The sequence below is a fragment of the Prevotella sp. khp7 genome, from assembly GCF_900109055.1.
GTDB lineage: Bacteria > Bacteroidota > Bacteroidia > Bacteroidales > Bacteroidaceae > Prevotella.
In genome coordinates this window covers 399,185-420,513 of sequence record NZ_FOIV01000004.1, presented here as the reverse complement: position 1 = coordinate 420,513, position 21,329 = coordinate 399,185, and the positions used below count along the sequence as shown (strand labels likewise).

Genomic DNA, 21,329 nt, shown 5'->3' with positions numbered 1-21,329 from the left:
GCAGAGTTTGGAAGTTTTTTTGTAATTTTGCACAAATTTTTAATTCTTTCAGTGTATGAGCATCATCAAGATCAAGGATAAGACGTTCAAGACTTCGATTACTGAGGCAGAAATCAGGAACCGTGTAAAGGCTGTGGCAAAGCAAATCAGTAAAGATATGGAAGGTAAGACGCCGTTGTTCCTCGGTGTACTTAACGGATCGTTTATCTTTGCTGCTGATTTGATGCGTGAGATGACCATACCTTGTGAGATATCTTTTGTAAAACTTGCCTCATATCAGGGTACCACCTCAACGGGAAAGATAAAGGAGGTACTAGGTATCAACGAAGATTTATCGGGTCGTACGGTCGTCATTGTTGAGGATATCGTAGAAAGTGGACAGACCATGAAGCGTATGATAGAGTCGCTTGGTACTCGCAACCCTGCTTCTGTACATATCTGTACTCTCTTTTTTAAACCCGACAAGCTTCAAGAGGATTTGACACTTGACTATGTCGCTTTCCGAATTCCCGATGATTTTATCGTGGGCTATGGCTTGGATTACGATCAGCAAGGACGTGAACTGAAGGATATCTATACGATAGTGGAGTAGAATAATGAAATAATTATATAAATTATCAGGATAATGAAGAATATTGTAATTTTCGGTGCTCCTGGCTCAGGCAAGGGCACTCAGAGCGACAAGATGATTGAGAAGTACGGATTGAACCATATCTCGACAGGTGATGTGCTTCGTGGTGAAATTAAAAAGGGTACAGAACTGGGTAAAACAGCAGCCAGCTATATTGAGAAAGGTCAGCTGATTCCCGACGAGTTGATGGTTAGCATCTTGGCTTCTGTCTATGACAGCTTTGGTAAGGATAGCAAGGGTGTCATCTTCGATGGATTCCCCCGTACCATCCCTCAGGCAGAGGCTCTGAAGAAGATGCTCGACGAGCGCGGCGATAAGGTTGCTGCAATGATTGAGCTTGACGTGCCAGAGGATGAACTAATGAAGCGCCTTATTCTGCGTGGACAGCAGAGTGGACGTGCCGACGACAATGAGGAGACCATTAAGAAGCGCCTCGTTGTATATCACTCTCAGACCATGCCGCTCATTGAGTGGTATAAGAAAGAGGGCGTTCATTTCCATATAGACGGATTGGGCGAACTCGACCGTATTTTTGCAGACATCTGTAATGTAATTGATGGAATCTAATTTCGTAGATTATGTAAAGATCTATTGCCGCTCTGGAAAGGGCGGCAAGGGGTCTATGCACCTGCGTCATGTGAAGTATAATCCTAACGGCGGCCCTGATGGCGGTGACGGCGGTAAGGGCGGTAGCATTATTCTGCGAGGCAACCATAACTACTGGACATTGTTGCACCTGAAGTATGAACGTCATATCTTTGCGGAGCATGGTGGCAACGGTGGCCGTGATAAATGTCATGGTACCGACGGTAAGGATGTGTACATCGACGTGCCATGCGGAACTGTGGTATATAACGCTGAGACGGGTAAGTATGTTTGTGACATTACTTACGATGGGCAGGAGATTGTACTTCTAAAAGGCGGTCGTGGCGGATTGGGCAATTTCCAGTTCCGTACAGCCACAAACCAGGCTCCTCGTTATGCTCAGCCTGGTGAACCTATGCAGGAGATGACTATCATCCTCGAGCTGAAACTCCTGGCTGATGTCGGTCTGGTGGGATTCCCCAACGCAGGTAAGTCTACATTGGTTTCCTCGTTATCAAATGCCCGTCCTAAGATAGCAAACTACCCTTTTACTACGATGGAACCCTCATTGGGTATTGTTGGTTATCGTGATGGTAAGTCGTTTGTTATGGCCGATATCCCTGGTATTATCGAGGGCGCTTCTGAAGGCAAGGGACTTGGTTTGCGTTTCCTGCGCCATATTGAACGCAACTCTCTGTTGCTCTTTATGGTGCCTGGTGATACTGATGACATCAAACGCGAATACGAGATATTGCTCAACGAGTTGGCACAGTTCAATCCCGAACTTACCGATAAACATCGTGTGCTTGCAGTTACCAAGTGTGATCTTTTGGACGAAGAGCTGATCGACATGCTTCGCGAGACCTTACCACAAGACCTGCCTGTGGTGTTTATCTCAGCAGTTACGGGCTTCGGTCTTGAAGAATTAAAAGACGTGCTTTGGCGTGAACTGAATGCCGAGAGCAATAAACTCGCCGTTATAACCTCAGAAGATTCTCTTGTGCATCGTGACAAGGATATGAGTCGCTTCGCACAGGAATTGGCTGACGAGGGTGAAGACGAGGATATCGAATATATCGACGATGAGGATATCGAGGATATTGAAGATCTCGATGACTTTGAGTACGAGGACGAGAGTGAGTGAGACCGCAACTGACATATTATGATTTGGGTGAAGGCGTAACTGCTTTTTCTACCACCCGTCATGGAGGCTATAGTCAAGGCAACTATAGTGAATTGAATGTGAACCTGTATTGTGGTGATGCTTTGGAGGCCATCCGGCAGAATCGCATACTGCTTTGTCAGGAATTAGATATTACAACCGATCGTCTTATCATCCCACATCAGGTGCATGGTAAGACGATTTTTCGTGTAACTGACAATTTTCTGTTAATGCCTGATACCACAAGGAATCAGGAACTCGATGGCGTCGACGCTGTGATGACTGACGTCAGAGACGTTTGTGTCGGCGTGTCCACTGCTGACTGCATACCTATTCTTATATATAGTCCTGAGTGTCATGCCGTCTGTGCCGTTCATGCAGGGTGGCGTGGAACGGTTCAACGTATTACCCATGAGGCAGTTCTTGCAATGATCAAGGCTTATCGGTGTTGTCCAGAACGGTTGATGGCCGTTATAGGACCAGGTATTTCACTGAAAAATTTCGAGGTGGGCGATGAAGTCTATGAGCAGTTCCGGAACGCAGATTTCCCTATGGACCTAATCAGTAAGAGGTATACTAAATGGCACATTGATCTTTGGGCGTGCAACCGTCTTCAGCTTCAGTCGGCAGGGTTACTGCCCCAACATATTCAGGTATCAGGTGTCTGCACTTACGACCATGCTGATGATTTTTTCTCCGCAAGGCGTCTTGGAATCGACTCTGGGCGTATTTTTACGGGTATTGTCATCCGATGAGAAATCTTATCTTTTTTCACTTTTTTTTCAAAAAGTTCCCGTTTTATAACATTAAATCGAATATTTTCCTTAACTTTGCAGCGAAATATCAACGCAGGGATTCATCCCGCTAAATAATTAATTAAAACAGTTCTAAGTTTATGCAGAAAAGATTGCTCTTTCTGGTTGCTATGATGTTAACGTTGTCGTTGACTGCCATGGCACAAATCACAACTTCAAGTATGGCTGGAAAGGTGACCCTCGACGATCAGAACGGCGAGGAAGTCATTGGTGCAACTGTTGTGGCTATACACGAGCCTTCAGGTACTCGTTATACCGCAGTGACAAACACCTCTGGTCGTTTCGCTATCAATGGTATGCGTACCGGTGGCCCTTATGAAGTTACCGTTTCGTACATCGGTTTCCAGCCCAAGACGGTGAAGGGAATTACTCTTCAACTGGCTGAGACCTACAACCTCTCGGTATGGCTTTCTGAAGACGCTACTGAATTGGCTGAGGTGGTCATAAGCGGTAAGGCTTCTAAGTTTGCTGCCGAGAAGACTGGTGCTGCCACCAACATTAACAGCCAGCAGATTACCAATCTGCCAACCGTAAGCCGTTCTATTACCGATGTAACACGCTTGTCTCCTTATGGAGGTAATGGCATGAGTTTCGCTGGTGCTGACGGACGTACGGCCAACTTCACTGTTGATGGTGCCAATTTCAACAACAACTTCGGTCTGAGCTCTAACCTGCCTGGTGGTGGTAATCCTATCTCTATCGATGCTATCGAGGAGTTACAGGTAGTGATTTCTCCTTATGATGTTCGTCAGACCAACTTCATCGGTGGTGGTGTTAACGCTATTACCAAGTCAGGTACGAACACCTTCAAGGGTAGCGCCTACATCTATCACAAGAACGAGAATATGCAGGGTGATGCCGTGAAGCGTCAGCAGATTAACGGTGCCCGTGAGAAGAGTCAGACCACAACCTATGGTTTCACTCTGGGTGGTCCGATCATCAAGAACAAGTTGTTCTTCTTCGTTAACGGTGAAATGATTAAGATTCCTACAGTGGTTAACCGTTGGAGAGGTTCTGAGGATGGTGTTTCTGATCCTGATAACTACATTTCTCGTACGACTAACAAAGACTTGGAGGCTGTTTCTAAGTACATGGCCAGCAAGTATGGTTACGATACAGGTAGCTGGACCAGTTTCCCTGCTGATGAGAGCAACTACAAACTGATGGCTCGTTTGGATTGGAACATCACCGACAAACACCATTTGGCTCTGCGCTACAACTACACCAAGAACAATATCTGGAATTCTCCTAACGGAACTTCTATGGATGGTGGTACACGTATGGTAAGTTCTCGTATGTCACCAATCTCTATGTCGTTTGCCAACTCTATGTACTCTATGGAGAATCTCGTACATTCTTGGTCACTCGATTTGAATAGCCGTCTGACAGAGAACCTCTCTAATCAGTTCTTGGCTACCATCTCTAAGCTCGACGATATACGTGGTACTAACTCTTCTGAGTTCCCCTTCATCGATATCACTAAGGATGGCGACAACTACATGGCTCTTGGTTATGAGCTGTTCACTTGGAACAACGCCGTTCACAACACCATCTGGAACGTTAAGGATGATGTGACCTATTATGCTGGTGCTCATAAGATTATGGCTGGTTTTAGCTTTGAGCATCAGATGGCCGACAACCAGTATATGCGTAATGGTTCTGGCTACTATCGTTTCAACGCTACCGATGATATGTGGGTAGGTGGTGTGCTTCAGCCTGATATGCTGTTTAATAGCACTCCAGAGATCTTCTGTCTGACTTATGGTTATGATGGTGAGACAAAGCCTGCTGCTCGTGTACAGTTCAACCGTCCGGGTGTCTATGCTCAGGATGAGTGGAACATCAATGATAAGTTCAAGCTCACTTACGGTCTGCGCATTGATGGCCTGTTCTTCAACAACAGCGACCTGATGACTAACAACGCCATCCTCGCCCTCGACTATGACGGACGCAATATCGATACAGGTAAGTGGCCTAAGAACAGCATTACTTTCTCTCCACGTTTGGGCTTCACCTACGACGTGTTTGGTGATAAGAGCTTGAAGGTTCGTGGTGGTACTGGCCTCTTCTCAGGCCGTCTGCCTCTCGTGTTCTTCACCAATATGCCTACTAATGGCGGTCTGGTTCAGTATCAGGCGCAGATTAATGCTGCTAACGCCAAGAAGAATGGCTTCACTATGGATGAGTTCGCAGGTGGCCTGATGACCAACGTGAACGACATGATTGCCAAACTTCAGGGTCTGGGCTATCCCACAACTGTATCTCCTGATGATGGTACTGTTCCTTCTGCAGTTAACGGTGTTAATCCTAAGTTCAAGATGCCTCAGGTATGGAAGACCTCTTTGGCCTTTGACTATCAGTTGCCTGTTTCATTCCCCTTCACTGCAACGGTTGAGGGTATTTACAATAAGACCATCAATGCTGTGTCTATCTCAGACTGGAGTATCCCCAATGTAGGTGGCTTTGCTCGTTTCAATGGCATTGATAACCGTCCTATCTATCCCGTTGGTTTCCGTACTGGTACCAAGGCATTCGTTCTCGAGAATACCAGCCGCGGTTATGGATGGAGTGCAAGTGTTGAGTTGAAGGCCCAGCCTACAGACTGGCTCAGCCTGATGGCAGCTTATACTCATACTGTTTCTAAGGAAGTAACAGGTATGCCTGGTTCTGCTGCTGAGTCTGCCTTCACTTATGTTCCTACTATTGAAGGTCCTAACAACATCAAGCTCCACAATTCTCAATATGTTACTCCCGATCGTCTCGTAGCTTCTGCTACCATCCACGATAAGTGTGGCAACCACTACAACTTCGTTTACGAGGCATGGCGCGGTGGTTATAACTACTCTTATATGTTGGTTAACGATATGAATAGCGATGGTTACAACTATGATGCACTTTATATCCCAACCGATGCTCAGGTAGAGAATGGCGAGTTCCGTTTCGTATCTGCTGATGATGCCAAGCGTTTCATGGATTATGTTCATAACGACGGTTATCTGAAGAAGCATCAGGGTGAGTATGCTGAGCCTTATAGCCTTTACTCTCCTTGGGTACACCGCATTGACTTCGGCTATAAGCACGACTTCAAACTGAATATCGGTCAGACCAAGCACACTTTGCAGCTCACCTTCGATATGAAGAACGTTCTGAATTTCTTCAACTCATCATGGGGTGTTGCCAAGTATCTGAACACAGAGATTGGTACAGATCCACGTATCCTGAAGTACGAGGGTGTTGATGCACAGGGTTATGCTGTTTTCTCTACGCCTTCTGTAATCAATGGTAATACGAAGACCTGGTCAACTAACTATTCACTCAGCCAGTGCTGGTATGCATCTGTTGGTATCAAGTACTATTTTAATTAATAGTAAAGGAAAAATAGAATAAAGGAAAAAAAGTAAAAGAATATGAAACTCAGATATTTCATTCCGTCTCTTCTGGCAGTTGTGGCATCAGTGTTCACAAGTTGCTCTGACGATAATGATCCCACTTATCTCAGTGAGATCCGTGTATCTCAGTCATTCGTAGCCTTAAGCACCAGTGGCGGTTCTACATCTATCGATGTGGAAGCTGCTGGCAGCTGGAGTGTTTCTGGAGCTCCCGACTGGTTGACAGTTTCTCCAGCCTCAGGTACAGGCGATGGTACTATTACCTTCTCAGCAGCAGCTGCTGAAGGTCGTACTGCTGAAGTGCTGATTACTTGCGAGGGTAAGACACAGCGCATCAACGTTATTCAGGGCATCACATCCATCTCTACCGCTACCTGTGCAGAGGTTTTGGCTGGTCCTGATTCAAAGACCTATCGTGTAACTGGTACTGTAACAGGTATAGTCAATACTACTTATGGTAACTGGTACTTGAACGATGGCACAGGCGAGGTCTATATCTATGGTACACTCGATAAGAAGGGTGCTACAAAGAACTTCCTGAGCTTGGGTCTTGAAGTAGGTGATGTGGTTACTGTTGAAGGTCCTAAGACTACTTATAACGGTACTGTAGAACTTGTTGACGTGACTGTAATCAATATTGTTAAGTCACTCGTTAAGTGCGATTCTCTTACCGTAGCAGGTGTCGCTTCAAACGAGTTGCCTGTTGCTGGTGGCGAAATCACTGCTCACCTCACCTGTAAGGGTAATGGTGCTGCTGTTGAGATTCCTGCAGAGGCTCAGTCGTGGCTTGGTGTGGTTAGTTCTACCGCAGGTGCTAATCCAACCATCACCTTCCGTGCTGCCAAGAATGAGGGTGGTGATCGTGAGGCAACCATTATTTTCAAGACCACCGATGGCGAGAAGGAGTCAACTTCTCAGGCTGTTATCAAGCAGAAGGGCGCTATTGTGGAGTGTGGCATTGCCGACTTCCTCGCAGCTCCTGTCGGCAACACCCAGTATCGCCTGACTGGTGTCATCACTAAGGTGGCTAATGCCTCTTATGGCAACGTCTACATCAAGGATTACTCTGGTGAGGCCTATGTCTATGGTATCGGCGCTAAGGGTGACTTCGAGAAGGCTGGCTTGAAGGTTGGTGATGTAGTAACGCTGGTAGGTAAGCGTGGTGAGTATAAGGGTGCTGCTCAGATGACAGGTGCTCAACTCGAGAAGTCAAACAAGGTTACCGAGGTAAGCATTGCTGACTTCCTGGCCAAGGAGGATAATAACAGTGTATATTATATGGTAAGCGGAACCATCGACGAGATTGCCAACGATACTTATGGTAACCTCTATATTACCGATGGCACCAACCGCCTCTATGTATATGGTTGTTATCCCGGATGGGGTGCTACTGGTGATGCTCGTAAGGGCGCTATTGCGGCCTATGGCATCAAGGTTGGCAACAAACTGACTGTCATTGGCCCGAAATCTACCTACAAGGGTACGCCTCAGGTGAATGGTGGTATTTACTTCTCTCACGAGTAAGCAAGAAAAATACTTTTTATAACTCAACGGGCTGTCGTCTTTTAAGTAAGATGACAGCCCGTTCTTATTTTGTGCATTTTTTTAATAAAAAACTTGCAATTATCAGAATTTATTCATATATTTGCAACAATAAACCAATTTAGAAACCAATACACTACCAACATGCAGAAACGATTATTAACAATTGTCATGGCTGTATTGATGTCGGCAACCGTTGTAGCTCAGGTCACCACCTCTGGTGTTACTGGTATCGTGATGGCCGATGGCGAGGAAGCTATTGGAGCCACTGTTATGGCCAAGCACGTGCCCTCGGGGACTGTTTATCGTACTATCACTAATATCGATGGACGTTATACAATTACAGGTATGCGTGCCGGTGGTCCTTACGATATAGAGATATCCTATATCGGCTTCCAGACAGCCAAGTACTCGGCTATCCAGTTAGCGCTGGGGCAGAATGCTGTGGTCGACGCCACGCTCAGCGAGGGCTCAGAGATGATTCAGGAGGTGGTAGTAGTAGCAAAGGCCAACAACACCATGCGTAGCGACCGTTCAGGTGCTGTGACAAACCTGAACGCAACACAAATGGCCGCTGTTCCAACCATAGGGCGTACCATGCTTGATATTATGAAGATGACACCTCAGTCGAGTTCTGCAAGTGGTATGGCCATTGGTGGTGGTAATTATCGCCAGTCGAGCGTCACTATCGATGGTGCTTCATTCAACGATTCTTTCGGCATGGAACCAAGTCCGTTGCCTGGTGGTGGAATGCCAATCTCGCTCGACGCGCTTGAGCAGATGACGGTTTCCATTACTCCTTACGATGTCCGCCAGAGCGGATTTACGGGTGGTGGTGTGAATGCTGTTACCAAAAGTGGTACCAACGATTTCAGAGGGTCTGCCTATACTTATATGACCAGCACGTCTCTGAAGGGGCGTCATATCGCAGACACTTCTCTGCCTATTGACAAAGGCCATAATAACACCTTTGGCATGTCCCTCGGAGGGCCGATTATGAAGGATCAGCTCTTTTTCTTTGTGAATGCTGAGATCGAAGAGAATGTAGTGACGGGACCCGCGGCGTTGGCAGGCAATGGCAGTACACCTTATACCGCCACTAACCGTCGTCCGCGTATTGAGGAACTGGAAAGCCTTTCACGTTACATTCAGAATACCTATGGACTAACCACAGGTCCATGGCAGGGGTATAATCTCAAGACGCCGGCTTATCGTCTTTTGGCTCGTTTAGACTGGAACATCAGCGACAACCATAAGTTTAATGTTCGTTTCACTAAGTCAAATCGTAAGGAGTCTAATCCGGCCTCGGCCTCACGCAGCATTGGTAGCAACCGTACGTCGATAATCTATGGTGGCAATCAGAATTCCTATGGTAGCAACACCGACTACGGTATGTCATCGCTCTCAAGTCGGTATATGACAGAATTTCACTTTACCTCATTCGCCGTAGAGTTGAACAGCAAGTTCGGCAAACTGCATAATACCCTGCGTGGTACATATTCTTTCCAAGATCAACCTCGCAGCAACGAGTATGGCGAGTCAGTTCCTGTAGTCGAGATTGTGATGGACAACGGCCAGGGCATTTATCCCTCATGGGCGCTTACAGGCGACCTGTTTACCTATAATAACGTGGCTCAGACCAAGACAACCGTCATCACCGACGAGGTGAATGTTCAGTTGGGCAAGCACAACCTCTTTGGTGGTATTCAGTTTGAACACGACTATGCTGCCAATGGTTATGCCCAGGCGGCAGCGGGCTATTACGCCTTCCAGGCAACTCCCGAACAGGTGGCTGCAGGTGATTGGGCTTCTGTGTTCACTCCTGCCAACACCCGTCTTTTTGGTATCACCTATGGAAATAATGATGGTCACTCCCCGTTCGTTTCGAAGATGAGCACCAACCAGTGGTCGCTCTACCTGCAAGACAACCTGAGTCTCTCCGACCGTTTCCGCATGTCGTTAGGCGCACGCTTCGAGCTACCGTCTTATCCAAAGTTGAAGGACAATTTCAATCAAGACTACTATAATATTGATTTTGGCGGACAGCATTTCCGTACCGACAATGTGCCTAAAGCCAGTCTCTCTTTCTCACCACGCATTGGCTTTAACTGGGACATCACGGGCAATCGCGACCTCATCCTGCGTGGTGGTACGGGCCTGTTTGTGGGGCGCTTGCCGTTTGTGTGGCTCATCTCCGCAGTCGGCAACTCCGGTATGGGGCAGACCTCATATATCGCTTCACAGACCAAAGGTGTTATACCCACTTTTACTACCAGTCAGGACGATATGCTGCGCCAGATAGGAGCTACCAGCAAGACTTCCATCCCCGGTAGTGCCACCATTCTGAGCGATGACCTGCGCATGCCAAAGACGTGGAAAGCCTCTCTGGCCCTTGATGCCAAGCTTCCTGGTGATGTCGACTTCACTATTGAAGGTATCATGAATAAAGACGTGAACCCCGTTGTGGTGTCTAATCGCGATTTCTATTGGGATGGCGTTTCTACCGTCGACTTGGGGCATGGCGACGTGCGCCATAAGATGTCATATTACGATGCGGGCTCTTCGGCCTATGTCTTGGAGAATGCGGGTTCTAAGGCCTACTATTTCTCTTTGAGTGCCCAGTTACGCAAGTCGTTTGGCTTCGGTCTCGACCTTTCAGCCAGCTATACCTATTCCAAGGCCAAGACTTATACCGACGGTATTGGCAATCAGGTGTCGTCGGCCTATAACAACTATCGCTTCTCCATCAATGCCGTCAACGATAATGAAAGAGGCTATGCCACCTATGTGGCTCCCAATCGTCTGCTCCTCTCAGCCAGCTATCGGCTGAAAGAGTCGGAGTATGCCGTTTCACGCTTCAGTTTGGTTTACGACGGCTATCAGTATGGCTATCTTAATGACTATGCTTTTAGTCGCTATTCCTACATATTCTCAACCAATGTGAACAACGATGCGTTGGCTCCTGCCAACCTCATCTATGTGCCAGCCTCGCGTCAGGAACTCGATTCCTGGGATTTCGCTGAGAGTACCTATGGTGTCAGCCATCAGGTATATACCGCTCAGATGCAGCGCGACGACTTCTGGGCCTACATCCAGCAAGATGACTACCTGAAACATCGTACAGGCAAGTATGCTGAACGTGGCGGCGCTAAGATGCCTTGGCACCATCAGCTCGACTTCAAGTTCCAGCAGGATCTGACTGTCGGGATAGGAAAGACGAAGCATGCCCTCCAGTTGGGTGTCGACATCCTGAATCTAGCCAACTTCCTCTGCCATGACTGGGGCCTCTATAAGCAGGTTGCTGAGACTTCGCTCTTGTCGTACAGCAATGGTAAGTACATCTATAACACAGTGAATGGCGAGCGACACCTGAAGACCTATCAGAACTACCTCAGTCTGTCGTCTACCTATCAGGTTATGTTCACTATCCGCTATCTGTTTAATTAACAGAGATTAATCCTCGCTATCTGGCGAGGATTAATCTCTGATTTTTTGTTAATTCTTAATTCTTAATTCTTGATTCTAAATTTAAATGCGTACCTTTGCACGCAAATTTGCAAATTTAAGATTATTATGGCACAAGAAGATGTATTTAAGAAGATCGTCAGTCATTGTAAGGAGTATGGTTTCGTATTCCCCTCAAGTGAGATCTACGACGGTTTAGGTGCTGTTTACGACTATGGTCAGAACGGCGTTGAGTTGAAGAATAACATTAAGCAGTACTGGTGGAAGTCCATGACAATGCTTCACGAGAACATCGTGGGTATCGATTCTGCCATCTTTATGCATCCTACTATATGGAAGGCTTCCGGACATGTTGATGCTTTCAATGATCCCCTGATTGATAACCGCGACTCAAAGAAACGTTATCGTGCTGATGTACTGATTGAGGATCAGATTGCCAAGTACGACGAGAAGATTCAGAAAGAAGTGGAGAAAGCCCGCAAGCGTTTTGGTGACAGCTTTGATGAGGCCAAGTATATGGAGACCAGCGAGCGCGTAAAGGAAACCAAGGAGAAGCGCGACAATCTGCACGCCCGCTATGCTGAGGCTATGCAGGGACCGGATCTTGAGGCTCTGAAGCAGATTATCCTCGATGAGGAGATTGTTGACCCCATCAGCGGTACCAAGAACTGGACCGACGTTCGTCAGTTCAACCTGATGTTCGCCACAGAGATGGGTGCCAGCGCCGATGCTTCTATGAAGGTTTATCTGCGTCCGGAGACTGCTCAGGGCATCTTTGTGAATTACCTGAACGTACAGAAGACCGGTCGTATGAAGATTCCTTTCGGTATCGCCCAGATTGGTAAGGCTTTCCGTAATGAGATCGTAGCCCGTCAGTTCATCTTCCGTATGCGCGAGTTCGAACAGATGGAGATGCAGTTCTTCGTAGCTCCTGGTACCGAGTTGGAGTGGTTCCCCAAGTGGAAGGAGACACGTATGAAGTGGCACCAGGCTCTGGGCTTCGGTGCTGAGAACTATCGTTTCCACGACCACGATAAGCTGGCTCACTATGCCAATGCCGCTACCGATATCGAGTTCAAGATGCCATTCGGCTTCAAGGAGGTTGAGGGTATCCACTCTCGTACCAACTTCGACCTTTCTCAGCATGAGAAGTTCTCTGGCAAGAGCATCAAGTACTTCGATCCTCAGACCAACGAGAGTTATACTCCATACGTTATCGAGACTTCTATCGGTGTTGACCGTATGTTCCTCTCTATCATGTGCCACGCATTTGAGGAGGAGAAACTCGAGAATGGCGAGACTCGTACCGTACTCAAGTTGCCCGCAGCCCTCGCACCAGTTAAGTGTGCTGTTATGCCTCTGGTTAAGAAAGACGGTCTGCCCGAGAAGGCTCGTGAGATTATCGACAGCCTGAAGTTCCACTTCAACTGCCAGTACGATGAGAAAGACTCTATCGGTAAGCGCTACCGCCGTCAGGATGCTATCGGTACGCCTTACTGCGTTACTGTCGACCACGATACGCTCACTGATGGCTGTGTCACTCTGCGTTTCCGCGACACCATGGAGCAGGAGCGCGTAAAGATTAGCGACCTCAACTCTATTATCGAGGACAAGGTGAGCATCGCAAGTCTGTTGAAGAAGCTTCAGTAAACAATGAAGAACTGGAAATACATATTGCTGGCTGTGATACTGTTCCCACTTGTGGGGATGGTATCATCGTGCAGCGAGGAAAGCGAGGAAGAGGGTGAGTTCGATAACTGGCAGGAGAAAAACGAGGCCTTTATCAGTCAATTAGCTGCTAATCCCAACTACCAGAAAATTCTCACCTACACTAAGGATGTCACCACAACATCTAATGTGTCTAATTCTGATTTCATCTATGTAGAAGTGCTGGAGTCGGGTAGTGGCACAGAGACGGCTCTTTTCACCGATTCGGTGTTATACACATATCGTGGAAGGCTGATTCCTTCTAAGTCGTATGAGAAGGGCTACGTGTTTGAGGAGACGTTTCTGGGCGACTTTGATTGGAGCACAGCAGGTATGCAGAAGGCCTGCGTAAGTTGGAATCCAGTTCAAACAAGTACAGGAACGGCAAATTCTTTATTTACTCAAGGCTTTTGTACTGCTCTCCAAAACATGAAGAAAGGCGATCATTGGATGGTTTATATTCCCTATCAGCTGGCTTACGGTGAAACTGGTTCTTCATCAATCCCCGGCTATAGTACTATTATCTTTGAGGTCGCTGTTGCCGATATTTGGCATCCCGGCGAATACCGCCCTATATTCAAGTAGACAAAAATTAGGCTCGTTTTGAAAAATAGCCCGTGCTTTTTCCGGAAAAAGCACGGGCTATTTTTCAAAAAGTGACGCTTAATTCCGAAGAAATCTGTGATTATGCCAGAATTCTATCCTTTACGCGTGCGCATATAACAACTATCATTTATATTTAAAAGGTTTGTCCCTTATTTGGTTTTTTGCCTGTTTCTTCGTATCTTTGCAAGCCAAAGGATAGAAACGTGAGAAGATTTTATATAATTATCGGGATAATGTTGCTAATAGCTTGCTCAGAAAAGCAGGCGTATGTTGATATGCTGAACCAGGCAAAGGACCTGATGCATGATAAACCGGATTCGGCAATGATGATTCTCGACAGTCTTGGACAGCACGAAGATGAATTCGGTAAGCGTTTCCGCATGCTTTATCATCTACATCGACTGAATGCCCTTAATAAAGTGGATTCCCTTTTTCGTAGTACAGACCAGGCTCAGATATTAGTAGATTATTTCGACGAACATGGAACTCCCAATGAGCAGATGTTAGCCTACTATCTCTTGGGAAGAGCTTATTATGATATTCATGAGGCCCCTATGGCCTTGAGCTGTTTTCAAACTGCCTCTGAGAAGGCAGATACGGCTTCTGCTGATTGTGACTATCGCCAACTCAGTCGTGTCTATGGTCAGATGAGCAATGTGTTTTATCAGCAAGGGCTCTATGATTATGAATTGGAATGTGAAAACTTATCTGCGAAATACGGTTGGAAAGGAAAGGATACGTTGAACGCCTTACTTAGTATGGAGGGAAAAGTCTTTATATACGAAAGGCAGAAAAAAGAAGATTCTGCGATTATTGCCTGTGAGGATATAGCTGATATCCTAGATGCCTGTGGCTACAGAAAGCAAGCTGTAAGTCTCTGTGCTTCAATTTTGCGTGAATTGGTAGATAAGCGCCAATTCTCCAAAGCGAAAGAATACATGGACAGATACGAGCAAGAGTCTGGTTTCTTTGATGCTAATAATAATATAGAAAAAGGTAGAGAGACATATTATTATTCTAAAGGCTGCTATTATATGGCCGTTAATCTTCTAGATTCTGCAGAATATTATTTTCGTAAGGAGTTACGAGATGGTAAAGATTTCAATAATCAAAATGGAGGCTCCAGGGGCTTGGCTCTTTTATTCCAGAAGAAACATATGCCCGATTCGGCAGTAAAATATGCGTTGTATAGCTATGATATGAATGATTCCGCTTATGCTCAGATGGCAATAAGAGAGGTCGAACAGATGCAGGGAATGTATGACTATACACGAAATCAGAAAATAGCGGAGCAAGCAAAGAATAAAGCGGAAAAGGAACAGCAAAGGGCAAGATATTCTGTTCTTTTGTTGATTATAATTATAACCTTAAGTACTGGGATAGGATGGAGAATATATAAGGGACGGAAGAAAGAAAGATTGAAATATGAGGCCGATCTCTCTTCTTTGGCAGAGATTCATTCGGAAGTTATTCAATTGCGCGCCCATGAGCAGACCTTAAATAAATTGCTTATGGAGAAGGAAAGTAAGGCTGTAAAGCTGAAAGAAGATATTGAAGCATACAAAGCCAAGGTGGGTTTACAAAGTGAATCTTCTGAAATAAGATTGCAGAAATCTGTGATATATGGCAATTTATGTAAACTGGCAACAAAAGGGGTGGTGCTTGATGACAATCAATGGCAACAGGTATATGTGATGGCTATTGACATTCTTCCCAACTTTTATAAATTTATATCAGAAAAGAGTTTTAAACTTACGGAGAATGAATTTAAGACATGTATTCTTATTCGCTTACATTTTAATCCTAAAACTGTAGCAAATATGGTTGGCCTGTCTCCTTCATCTATCACGAAAATCCGCATCAATCTGATGAAAAAGATGTTTGATAAAGGTGGAAAATCTAAAGAATTGGATGAATTGTTGATGCAATTCTCGTGAATTATGTTTTGTGTAAGTATTTGATTGTGAGAGTATTGCATAACAAGTAAAATCTGAGTAAAATCTTCAGAATACTTTTCTTTATTGCTTTCTAATTTACTTGCTAACTTTGTACCCGCAATTGGCATAAACTGGCAGTGCAAAGTAAAATTAGAATATCAACTATAAAAAGTTATGCGTTTATATAAGTATTTACTCTCTTTTCTGTTTATAGCTCCTCTCTCCAGTTGTACAGAGGAATCCGACGGTCAGATGGAAACATCCCCGGTTAAGTTTCATCATCCAGATGACTATGTCGTTTCTATCAGTACGAGCCGCAACCCATTCAATCTGTTGGACGAAGACTCCACGTTGTTTAGTTGTGGCAATGGAGTCTGGAGGAGCACTCGCTCTGGCGACGACTATTTCACGGTAGAGAAGGATGTCTCGACCAATGAGACGGTAGTCCTGCCAGAGTACAGTCCTCATGTATGGTTAGGGAATGTTTTGTATAGAAGCTCTGTGGCGGATTGTACATACAGGCCCGTCCCAGGATCAAAGAAGCCGGTAACAGCTTCTTTGACCCTGTTGGGGACAGACCCTGGTGTGATAAGCAGTCCTTCTTATTCCAAGTATACGGCATATATTAAGCAGCAGATACCCAAGGCGTCATTTAAGCAGAACGATGAGTTTCTCTTTTCGATAGAGCAGTTTACGTCGTATAATGAGTTGAAGTCAGCTTTCGGTAGTAACACGAATACCAGTTTCTTGTTCTGGGGCTCATCCTCGTCGAGCAGTGGCATAGAGCATCAGATCAACAAGGCGACAGGTCTCTATTTGAAGTTCTGGCAGAGCAGTTTCACAGCAGTAATGGATACCCCAAGTATTCCGTATGCAAATGTGTCGTCAGCACTTATGGACTCAGCAGTGTATATCAACTCCATCACCTATGGCCGTTTTGGTTTGTTGACATTGGAGACCAATGCAGAGGCCAGCTATGCGAAGAGAATGCTTCAGGAGTCTTTCCATACGCTTTTCACAAAGGGCAGTTCTTATATGAACAATGAGCAGAAGAGTTTTCTGAATGGCTGTGACTTCAAGGTCTATCTCATTGGCGGCAGCGGAACCACCGCAGTACAGAGTTTCAACGGATTCACAGGTTTTGTTGATCACATCACCAAGGGGCAGTTCTCTCGCGAGCAGCCAGGTGTGCCCATATTCTGCTCTTTTGCCAATGTGGCCGATAACTCCTTAGCCAAGATTAAGTTCAAGTACAACATCCGTCGCGAACCGCTGTATGTCGAGATTATCGATAATTATTCATGGGCTGCCTACTCAGAGAGACATACTTACTCAATGAATTTTTATGCCAATCAGGCCAAGGTGCCTACGATTGCGCATCCCAAGGTTAAATTTAGGTTTAAGTTCGATGTGACGTATGATGATGCTCCCTATAATAGTATGGATACAACCTATGTTCAGGAGTATTCGAATGCTGGCTATGGTACGTCGATGCCTCTATTCTCGTTTAACTCTTATCAGGCTAGAACCATACACCATCCTGCAGGAAGAGGTGAGTGGGAGACCGACATCGTTTGGGAACGGTATACTGATGTTAAACTGCTCGAAAGTCCAGACTATAAACTGATGGGGATTACAACTATCAAGAAAAAATAAGCATAAGAAGAAAATCCTTTTGTATTATGAAGACCTGGAGGATATCTCTTTTTGCGTTGGTTCTTCTTTTGCTTTCTTGTGATAAAGAACAGCAAATAGGGGAATCTATATTACACCTGAATGTTAATGCCAAAGAGGTGCTGATTGATATCGTGGATATCGAAAACCATCATCTGGCTAAAGATAGATACACTGATTTTCAGATTGTTGCCAATAATGATAGTATAATCAATGCCTATCTTGTAGAAAGCAACGGGAATACCTATTTGGGTTTTAAACCTGTATTGCCTCTTGAATCAGGTGGAGCGGATACGATAAAACTTTTCTCTAGGGTTTATCTGGGTCGTGAGACTGTAACTGTGGTTGAGAGCACGTTCAGACTTGATTCTGTGCACTCAACGGGCAGTTACAGCTCACTTTATTACACAAACACAGAGAATAGTGTTTTCTGTCGGCCTGCAGAAACCCCTGTCAGGTTGCTAGTAGGAACAGAGGAAACATACCGAGAAGAGGGCCAAGCCAAGTTTTGTGTGGTGTTTAACTTTCCATCCGTGGAGATTCCGTATATATACTCAGTAGATTATAGTGTTACAATCAGTGGTTTTATGGGACAAAATGTTGAACCTATTCAAAGAGGCCTGATGGTGACAGATAATCTTGATGGTACGCAGAATGTGGCTCTTGCCATCGAGGGTACTATGCATAATTATTATGATGCCGAAGGGACGCTTCAAGAACCCTACAATATCACTTATGAGTTTGTCAGTCGGCATCTATTCGGAAACAATGAGAGACATATTCTTCAAATAACCAACTCGGGTGATTGTTCTGCTAATAAAATACAAGCGTGTAGTTTCGATGGGCAAAAACTCAATTTGGATTCTGTCGTAGCAAAGAACTCCTTTGGCGGAGAATATATCTATCTAAGTTTATGCCGTTAAAACCCTATCCTTACTCGGAGTTTGGACTATCCTAACTGATAGTTTCATTACGACAAACTATGACTTTGCTTACTTCCCATCTATCTCTTAGTCCGTCACAATTGTTTTTTCTATTTTCACCTAACCACCTAACCCTTCTTCCCGTGACGCCTTTGTATAAAGGAGGTTTGGAGGGTTAGGTGTTGCCCAAACACCTAACCCAACACCTAACTATAGGATAGTCAGAGAAAAGGTGAGGTGATAGGTTAGGTGTGGGTTACCTCTTTCTAAGACACCTAACCCTTGAAATCCCGTTTATATAAAGGTGTTTCAGCAGAAAAGGTTAGGTGGTGGGGTGTTGTTCGCTTCAGACGTTTTTTCTGCCTTTTCTTTCACTTTGGCGACATGCGGATGATATCGTATTTCGTAATAATTTAGCCGAAAGTTTTGTGCTTTCGGCTTTTTTTGCTACTTTTGCAAAGTGATGATAAAAACCAAAAGCTATGCCGAAGTACGCAGACTATATTAAACGGATAGAGATTGACTCGCTTTGGAGCGGGAAGAAACACATCGTGTGGGATCTGAACCGTCAGGTGAACATCCTCAGCGGTACCAATGGTGTGGGTAAGAGTACTATCTTGAATAAAGTAGTGAAAGGATTGGCTGCGGGGGGCGAGTTCCCTTCGCACATGCTGAAGGGCGTGAGGCTCGACGTGGTGCCCGAGGATGCCAAGTGGATCCGCTACGATATGATCCGCTCGCTCGACTCTAACCTGCAGCAGTCGCTGGCTGAGGGCGAGGGATTCCTGCGGCAGGCGCTTTCGGCTTTGGCTGGTGTGGGCGGCGGTTCGCTGCTCGACATACAGCTCTACAACTTGCAGCGTAAGTATCTCGACTATCAGGTGAACATTGGCAATCGCATCATCGAGCAGCTTCAGCAAGGCAATGCCGAGGCGGCTCAGCAGTTGTCGCAGAAAAAGACGAGATTTCAGGATATCGTCGACGAACTGTTCCGCGATACGGGCAAGAAGATGATACGAACGGAGAACGAGCTGAGGTTTACGCAGATAGGCGAGGTGCTGTTACCCTATCAGCTCTCGAGTGGCGAGAAGCAGATTCTGGCCATCCTGCTCACCGTGCTGGTAGAAGACAACCAACCCTATGTGCTCTTTATGGACGAGCCCGAGGTGAGTCTGCACATAGAGTGGCAGAAGCGACTGATAGACCTTTGCATAGAACTGAACCCCAACGTGCAGATTATACTGACGACCCACTCGCCAGCTGTGGTGATGAATGGTTGGATAGATAGCGTGACTGAGGTATCGGATATCACGGTATGAGCAAACGGCTGAGGGATAATCTGAACAGCAGGTACTTCGAGGCGGCTAACGCGCTGACCTCGAAAAACGCCCGTCATAGGATTGTGGCCTATGTGGAGAGCTATGATGATATCTACTTCTGGCGTACGGTGCTTTCAGAGTTTGAGAACGACAAACGCTACTTCGAGGTGATGCTACCTTCGAAGATGAATCTGACGCGTGGTAAGAAGTCGGTGCTGATGAACTTTCTGGAGGGTGAGCCTTTGGGAAAGGACATGATAGCTTGTGTGGATGCTGACTACGATTACCTGATACAGGGGCGCACGCAGCAATCGAGGCGGGTGCTGGAGAGTGAGTTTGTGTTTCATACCTATGTCTATGCCATCGAGAACTTCCAGTGTTATGCGCCTTCATTGCATAATGTGTGTGTGTCGGTGACGCTCAACGATCACCGTATATTCGACTTCCGTGGCTATTTCGAGCGTTTCAGTGAAGCGCTGTTCCCTCTGTTTGTCTGGTCAATCATGGTCTATCGCAATGGTAACTATCCGAAGTTTTCTATTACCGATTTCAACCGCATTGCCGACCCCGGTGGCTTTAATGTACAGAACCCGGAGCCGTCGATAGCCAACGTGAAGCGTAAGGTGCACACGAAGATCAACGACTTGCAGCGTCAGTTCCCTGATGCGAAGGAGGAGTATCTCAAGACGAAGGAAGACTTGAAAGAACTGGGTGTTACTCCACAGACAACCTATTTATATATACAGGGTCATCACTTGTTTGATACCGTGGTGTCGCCTATGTTGTCGAAGGTGTGCAACCTGCTCCGCCAGGAACGCCAGAATGAGATATACCATGCTGCGGCCCATAGAACGCAGAAACGAAACGAGATGTCCTGCTACGAAAACTCGTTGCAGGACATCAAGGTGATGCTCAAGAAGAACACAGGCTATATGGTGTCAGAGCAGTTCCGCCGTCTTCAAGAGGATATAAGGAGATATCTTTCTCCTCTTGAGTAGGGAGGATTGTTCACGACCTCCATGGGAATACTAATAATCTGTATATTCAAAAGTACTATTATATATGGTTTGGCCATTGGCCTTAACGACTATTGTATAATATCCTTCTCCCTGATTGAAGTTTATGGTTTCGCTGTCGCCAGTGTTGGTTGTACCTATTGTTATATTATCAATTAACATGCCTTCATAATATACATTTATTGTAACATCATCCAGTACGCTTGTGAAGGTAACTTCGGCGGCTCCCATATACTCATTATAGTTGACGTATACGGTGGTTGGGGTATGGGGCTTACTTTTTATTCTATGTGGTACGGTAGGGTAAAAGATGACGTCATCATCATCGTCTCCAGCGTTTGCTACATTGTAATTAGGTAAAATGGCGAATATAGCCATCACTAAGCAGAAAAATTTTTTGTTCATAATGATTTTAATTTGATTGTTATTGAAATTTTCTCGCTGCAAAGCTATTCTTTTTTTCTAAAAGTAACAAGTTTATTGAAGAAAAAAATAAAACCCCTGCTGCGTAGAAAGTTGTCTATAACAATCTGTATAACAGTGTGTTGCGTAAAATGC

The 21,329-nt window shown here is 45.6% G+C and carries 15 protein-coding genes; 14 read left to right on the top strand and 1 reads right to left on the bottom strand.

The features are described 5' to 3' along the window. The first annotated feature begins 55 nt into the window (after positions 1–55). From hpt to BMX82_RS11990, 14 genes are all read left to right on the top strand, one after another. The gene (hpt, locus tag BMX82_RS12055) at positions 56–592 is read left to right on the top strand and encodes a hypoxanthine phosphoribosyltransferase (RefSeq protein WP_091769317.1); all 537 of its coding nucleotides are present in this window, start codon (positions 56–58) and stop codon (positions 590–592) included. Between the two features lie 33 nt (positions 593–625). Beyond that, positions 626–1,198, top strand: a complete 573-nt coding sequence (locus BMX82_RS12050; protein WP_036909810.1) for an adenylate kinase — start codon at positions 626–628, stop codon at positions 1,196–1,198. Next, positions 1,188–2,360 (top strand): GTPase ObgE, encoded by a 1,173-nt coding sequence (gene obgE / locus BMX82_RS12045; RefSeq protein WP_036909809.1) that lies wholly within the window; start codon positions 1,188–1,190, stop codon positions 2,358–2,360. The genes BMX82_RS12050 and obgE overlap by 11 nt, the downstream gene beginning before the upstream one ends. Further along, complete coding sequence (gene pgeF, locus BMX82_RS12040) at positions 2,357–3,133, top strand: peptidoglycan editing factor PgeF (RefSeq protein WP_091769314.1); 777 nt, start codon at positions 2,357–2,359, stop codon at positions 3,131–3,133. The genes obgE and pgeF overlap by 4 nt, the downstream gene beginning before the upstream one ends. Before the next feature lie 140 nt (positions 3,134–3,273). Further along, entirely contained in the window at positions 3,274–6,558 is a 3,285-nt protein-coding gene (locus BMX82_RS12035; RefSeq protein WP_091769311.1) for a TonB-dependent receptor, read from the top strand. A gap of 42 nt (positions 6,559–6,600) precedes the next feature. Then, positions 6,601–8,106, top strand: a complete 1,506-nt coding sequence (locus BMX82_RS12030; RefSeq protein WP_036909803.1) for a BACON domain-containing protein — start codon at positions 6,601–6,603, stop codon at positions 8,104–8,106. 162 nt (positions 8,107–8,268) lie between these two features. Next, positions 8,269–11,571 (top strand): TonB-dependent receptor, encoded by a 3,303-nt coding sequence (locus BMX82_RS12025; RefSeq protein ID WP_091769308.1) that lies wholly within the window; start codon positions 8,269–8,271, stop codon positions 11,569–11,571. A 126-nt stretch (positions 11,572–11,697) separates the two neighbouring features. Further along, positions 11,698–13,239 carry a glycine--tRNA ligase gene (locus tag BMX82_RS12020; RefSeq protein WP_091769305.1) on the top strand — a complete coding sequence of 514 codons (1,542 nt, stop codon included), beginning with the start codon at positions 11,698–11,700 and terminating at the stop codon, positions 13,237–13,239. A 3-nt stretch (positions 13,240–13,242) separates the two neighbouring features. Then, complete coding sequence (locus tag BMX82_RS12015) at positions 13,243–13,881, top strand: FKBP-type peptidyl-prolyl cis-trans isomerase (RefSeq protein WP_091769302.1); 639 nt, start codon at positions 13,243–13,245, stop codon at positions 13,879–13,881. Positions 13,882–14,105: 224 nt separating this feature from the next. Next, positions 14,106–15,839: a hypothetical protein gene (locus tag BMX82_RS12010; protein WP_091769299.1), complete on the top strand. Its 1,734-nt coding sequence runs from the start codon at positions 14,106–14,108 to the stop codon at positions 15,837–15,839. A 174-nt stretch (positions 15,840–16,013) separates the two neighbouring features. Continuing rightward, positions 16,014–17,495 carry a thiol-activated cytolysin family protein gene (locus BMX82_RS12005; protein WP_091769296.1) on the top strand — a complete coding sequence of 494 codons (1,482 nt, stop codon included), beginning with the start codon at positions 16,014–16,016 and terminating at the stop codon, positions 17,493–17,495. A gap of 26 nt (positions 17,496–17,521) precedes the next feature. Beyond that, entirely contained in the window at positions 17,522–18,436 is a 915-nt protein-coding gene (locus BMX82_RS12000; RefSeq protein ID WP_091769293.1) for a hypothetical protein, read from the top strand. A 482-nt stretch (positions 18,437–18,918) separates the two neighbouring features. Continuing rightward, positions 18,919–19,755, top strand: coding sequence for an AAA family ATPase (locus BMX82_RS11995; protein ID WP_036909793.1), 837 nt, complete (start codon positions 18,919–18,921; stop codon positions 19,753–19,755). Then, positions 19,752–20,753 (top strand): DUF4435 domain-containing protein, encoded by a 1,002-nt coding sequence (locus BMX82_RS11990; RefSeq protein WP_091769290.1) that lies wholly within the window; start codon positions 19,752–19,754, stop codon positions 20,751–20,753. The genes BMX82_RS11995 and BMX82_RS11990 overlap by 4 nt, the downstream gene beginning before the upstream one ends. Before the next feature lie 30 nt (positions 20,754–20,783). On the opposite strand, the gene BMX82_RS11985 is transcribed toward BMX82_RS11990, so the two are convergent. Further along, complete coding sequence (locus tag BMX82_RS11985) at positions 20,784–21,176, bottom strand: hypothetical protein (RefSeq protein WP_036909789.1); 393 nt, start codon at positions 21,174–21,176, stop codon at positions 20,784–20,786. Positions 21,177–21,329 lie beyond the last annotated feature (153 nt).

Bases quoted from the DNA above. Each gene is read 5' to 3' on its own strand.
- hpt (WP_091769317.1), top strand. From the start codon at position 56: ATGAGCATCATCAAGATCAAGGATAAGACGTTCAAGACTTCGATTACT.
- BMX82_RS12050 (WP_036909810.1), top strand. From the start codon at position 626: ATGAAGAATATTGTAATTTTCGGTGCTCCTGGCTCAGGCAAGGGCACT.
- obgE (WP_036909809.1), top strand. From the start codon at position 1,188: ATGGAATCTAATTTCGTAGATTATGTAAAGATCTATTGCCGCTCTGGA.
- BMX82_RS12035 (WP_091769311.1), top strand. From the start codon at position 3,274: ATGCAGAAAAGATTGCTCTTTCTGGTTGCTATGATGTTAACGTTGTCG.
- BMX82_RS12030 (WP_036909803.1), top strand. From the start codon at position 6,601: ATGAAACTCAGATATTTCATTCCGTCTCTTCTGGCAGTTGTGGCATCA.
- BMX82_RS12025 (WP_091769308.1), top strand. From the start codon at position 8,269: ATGCAGAAACGATTATTAACAATTGTCATGGCTGTATTGATGTCGGCA.
- BMX82_RS12020 (WP_091769305.1), top strand. From the start codon at position 11,698: ATGGCACAAGAAGATGTATTTAAGAAGATCGTCAGTCATTGTAAGGAG.
- BMX82_RS12015 (WP_091769302.1), top strand. From the start codon at position 13,243: ATGAAGAACTGGAAATACATATTGCTGGCTGTGATACTGTTCCCACTT.
- BMX82_RS12005 (WP_091769296.1), top strand. From the start codon at position 16,014: ATGCGTTTATATAAGTATTTACTCTCTTTTCTGTTTATAGCTCCTCTC.
- BMX82_RS12000 (WP_091769293.1), top strand. From the start codon at position 17,522: ATGAAGACCTGGAGGATATCTCTTTTTGCGTTGGTTCTTCTTTTGCTT.
- BMX82_RS11995 (WP_036909793.1), top strand. From the start codon at position 18,919: ATGCCGAAGTACGCAGACTATATTAAACGGATAGAGATTGACTCGCTT.
- BMX82_RS11990 (WP_091769290.1), top strand. From the start codon at position 19,752: ATGAGCAAACGGCTGAGGGATAATCTGAACAGCAGGTACTTCGAGGCG.
- BMX82_RS11985 (WP_036909789.1), bottom strand. From the start codon at position 21,176: ATGAACAAAAAATTTTTCTGCTTAGTGATGGCTATATTCGCCATTTTA.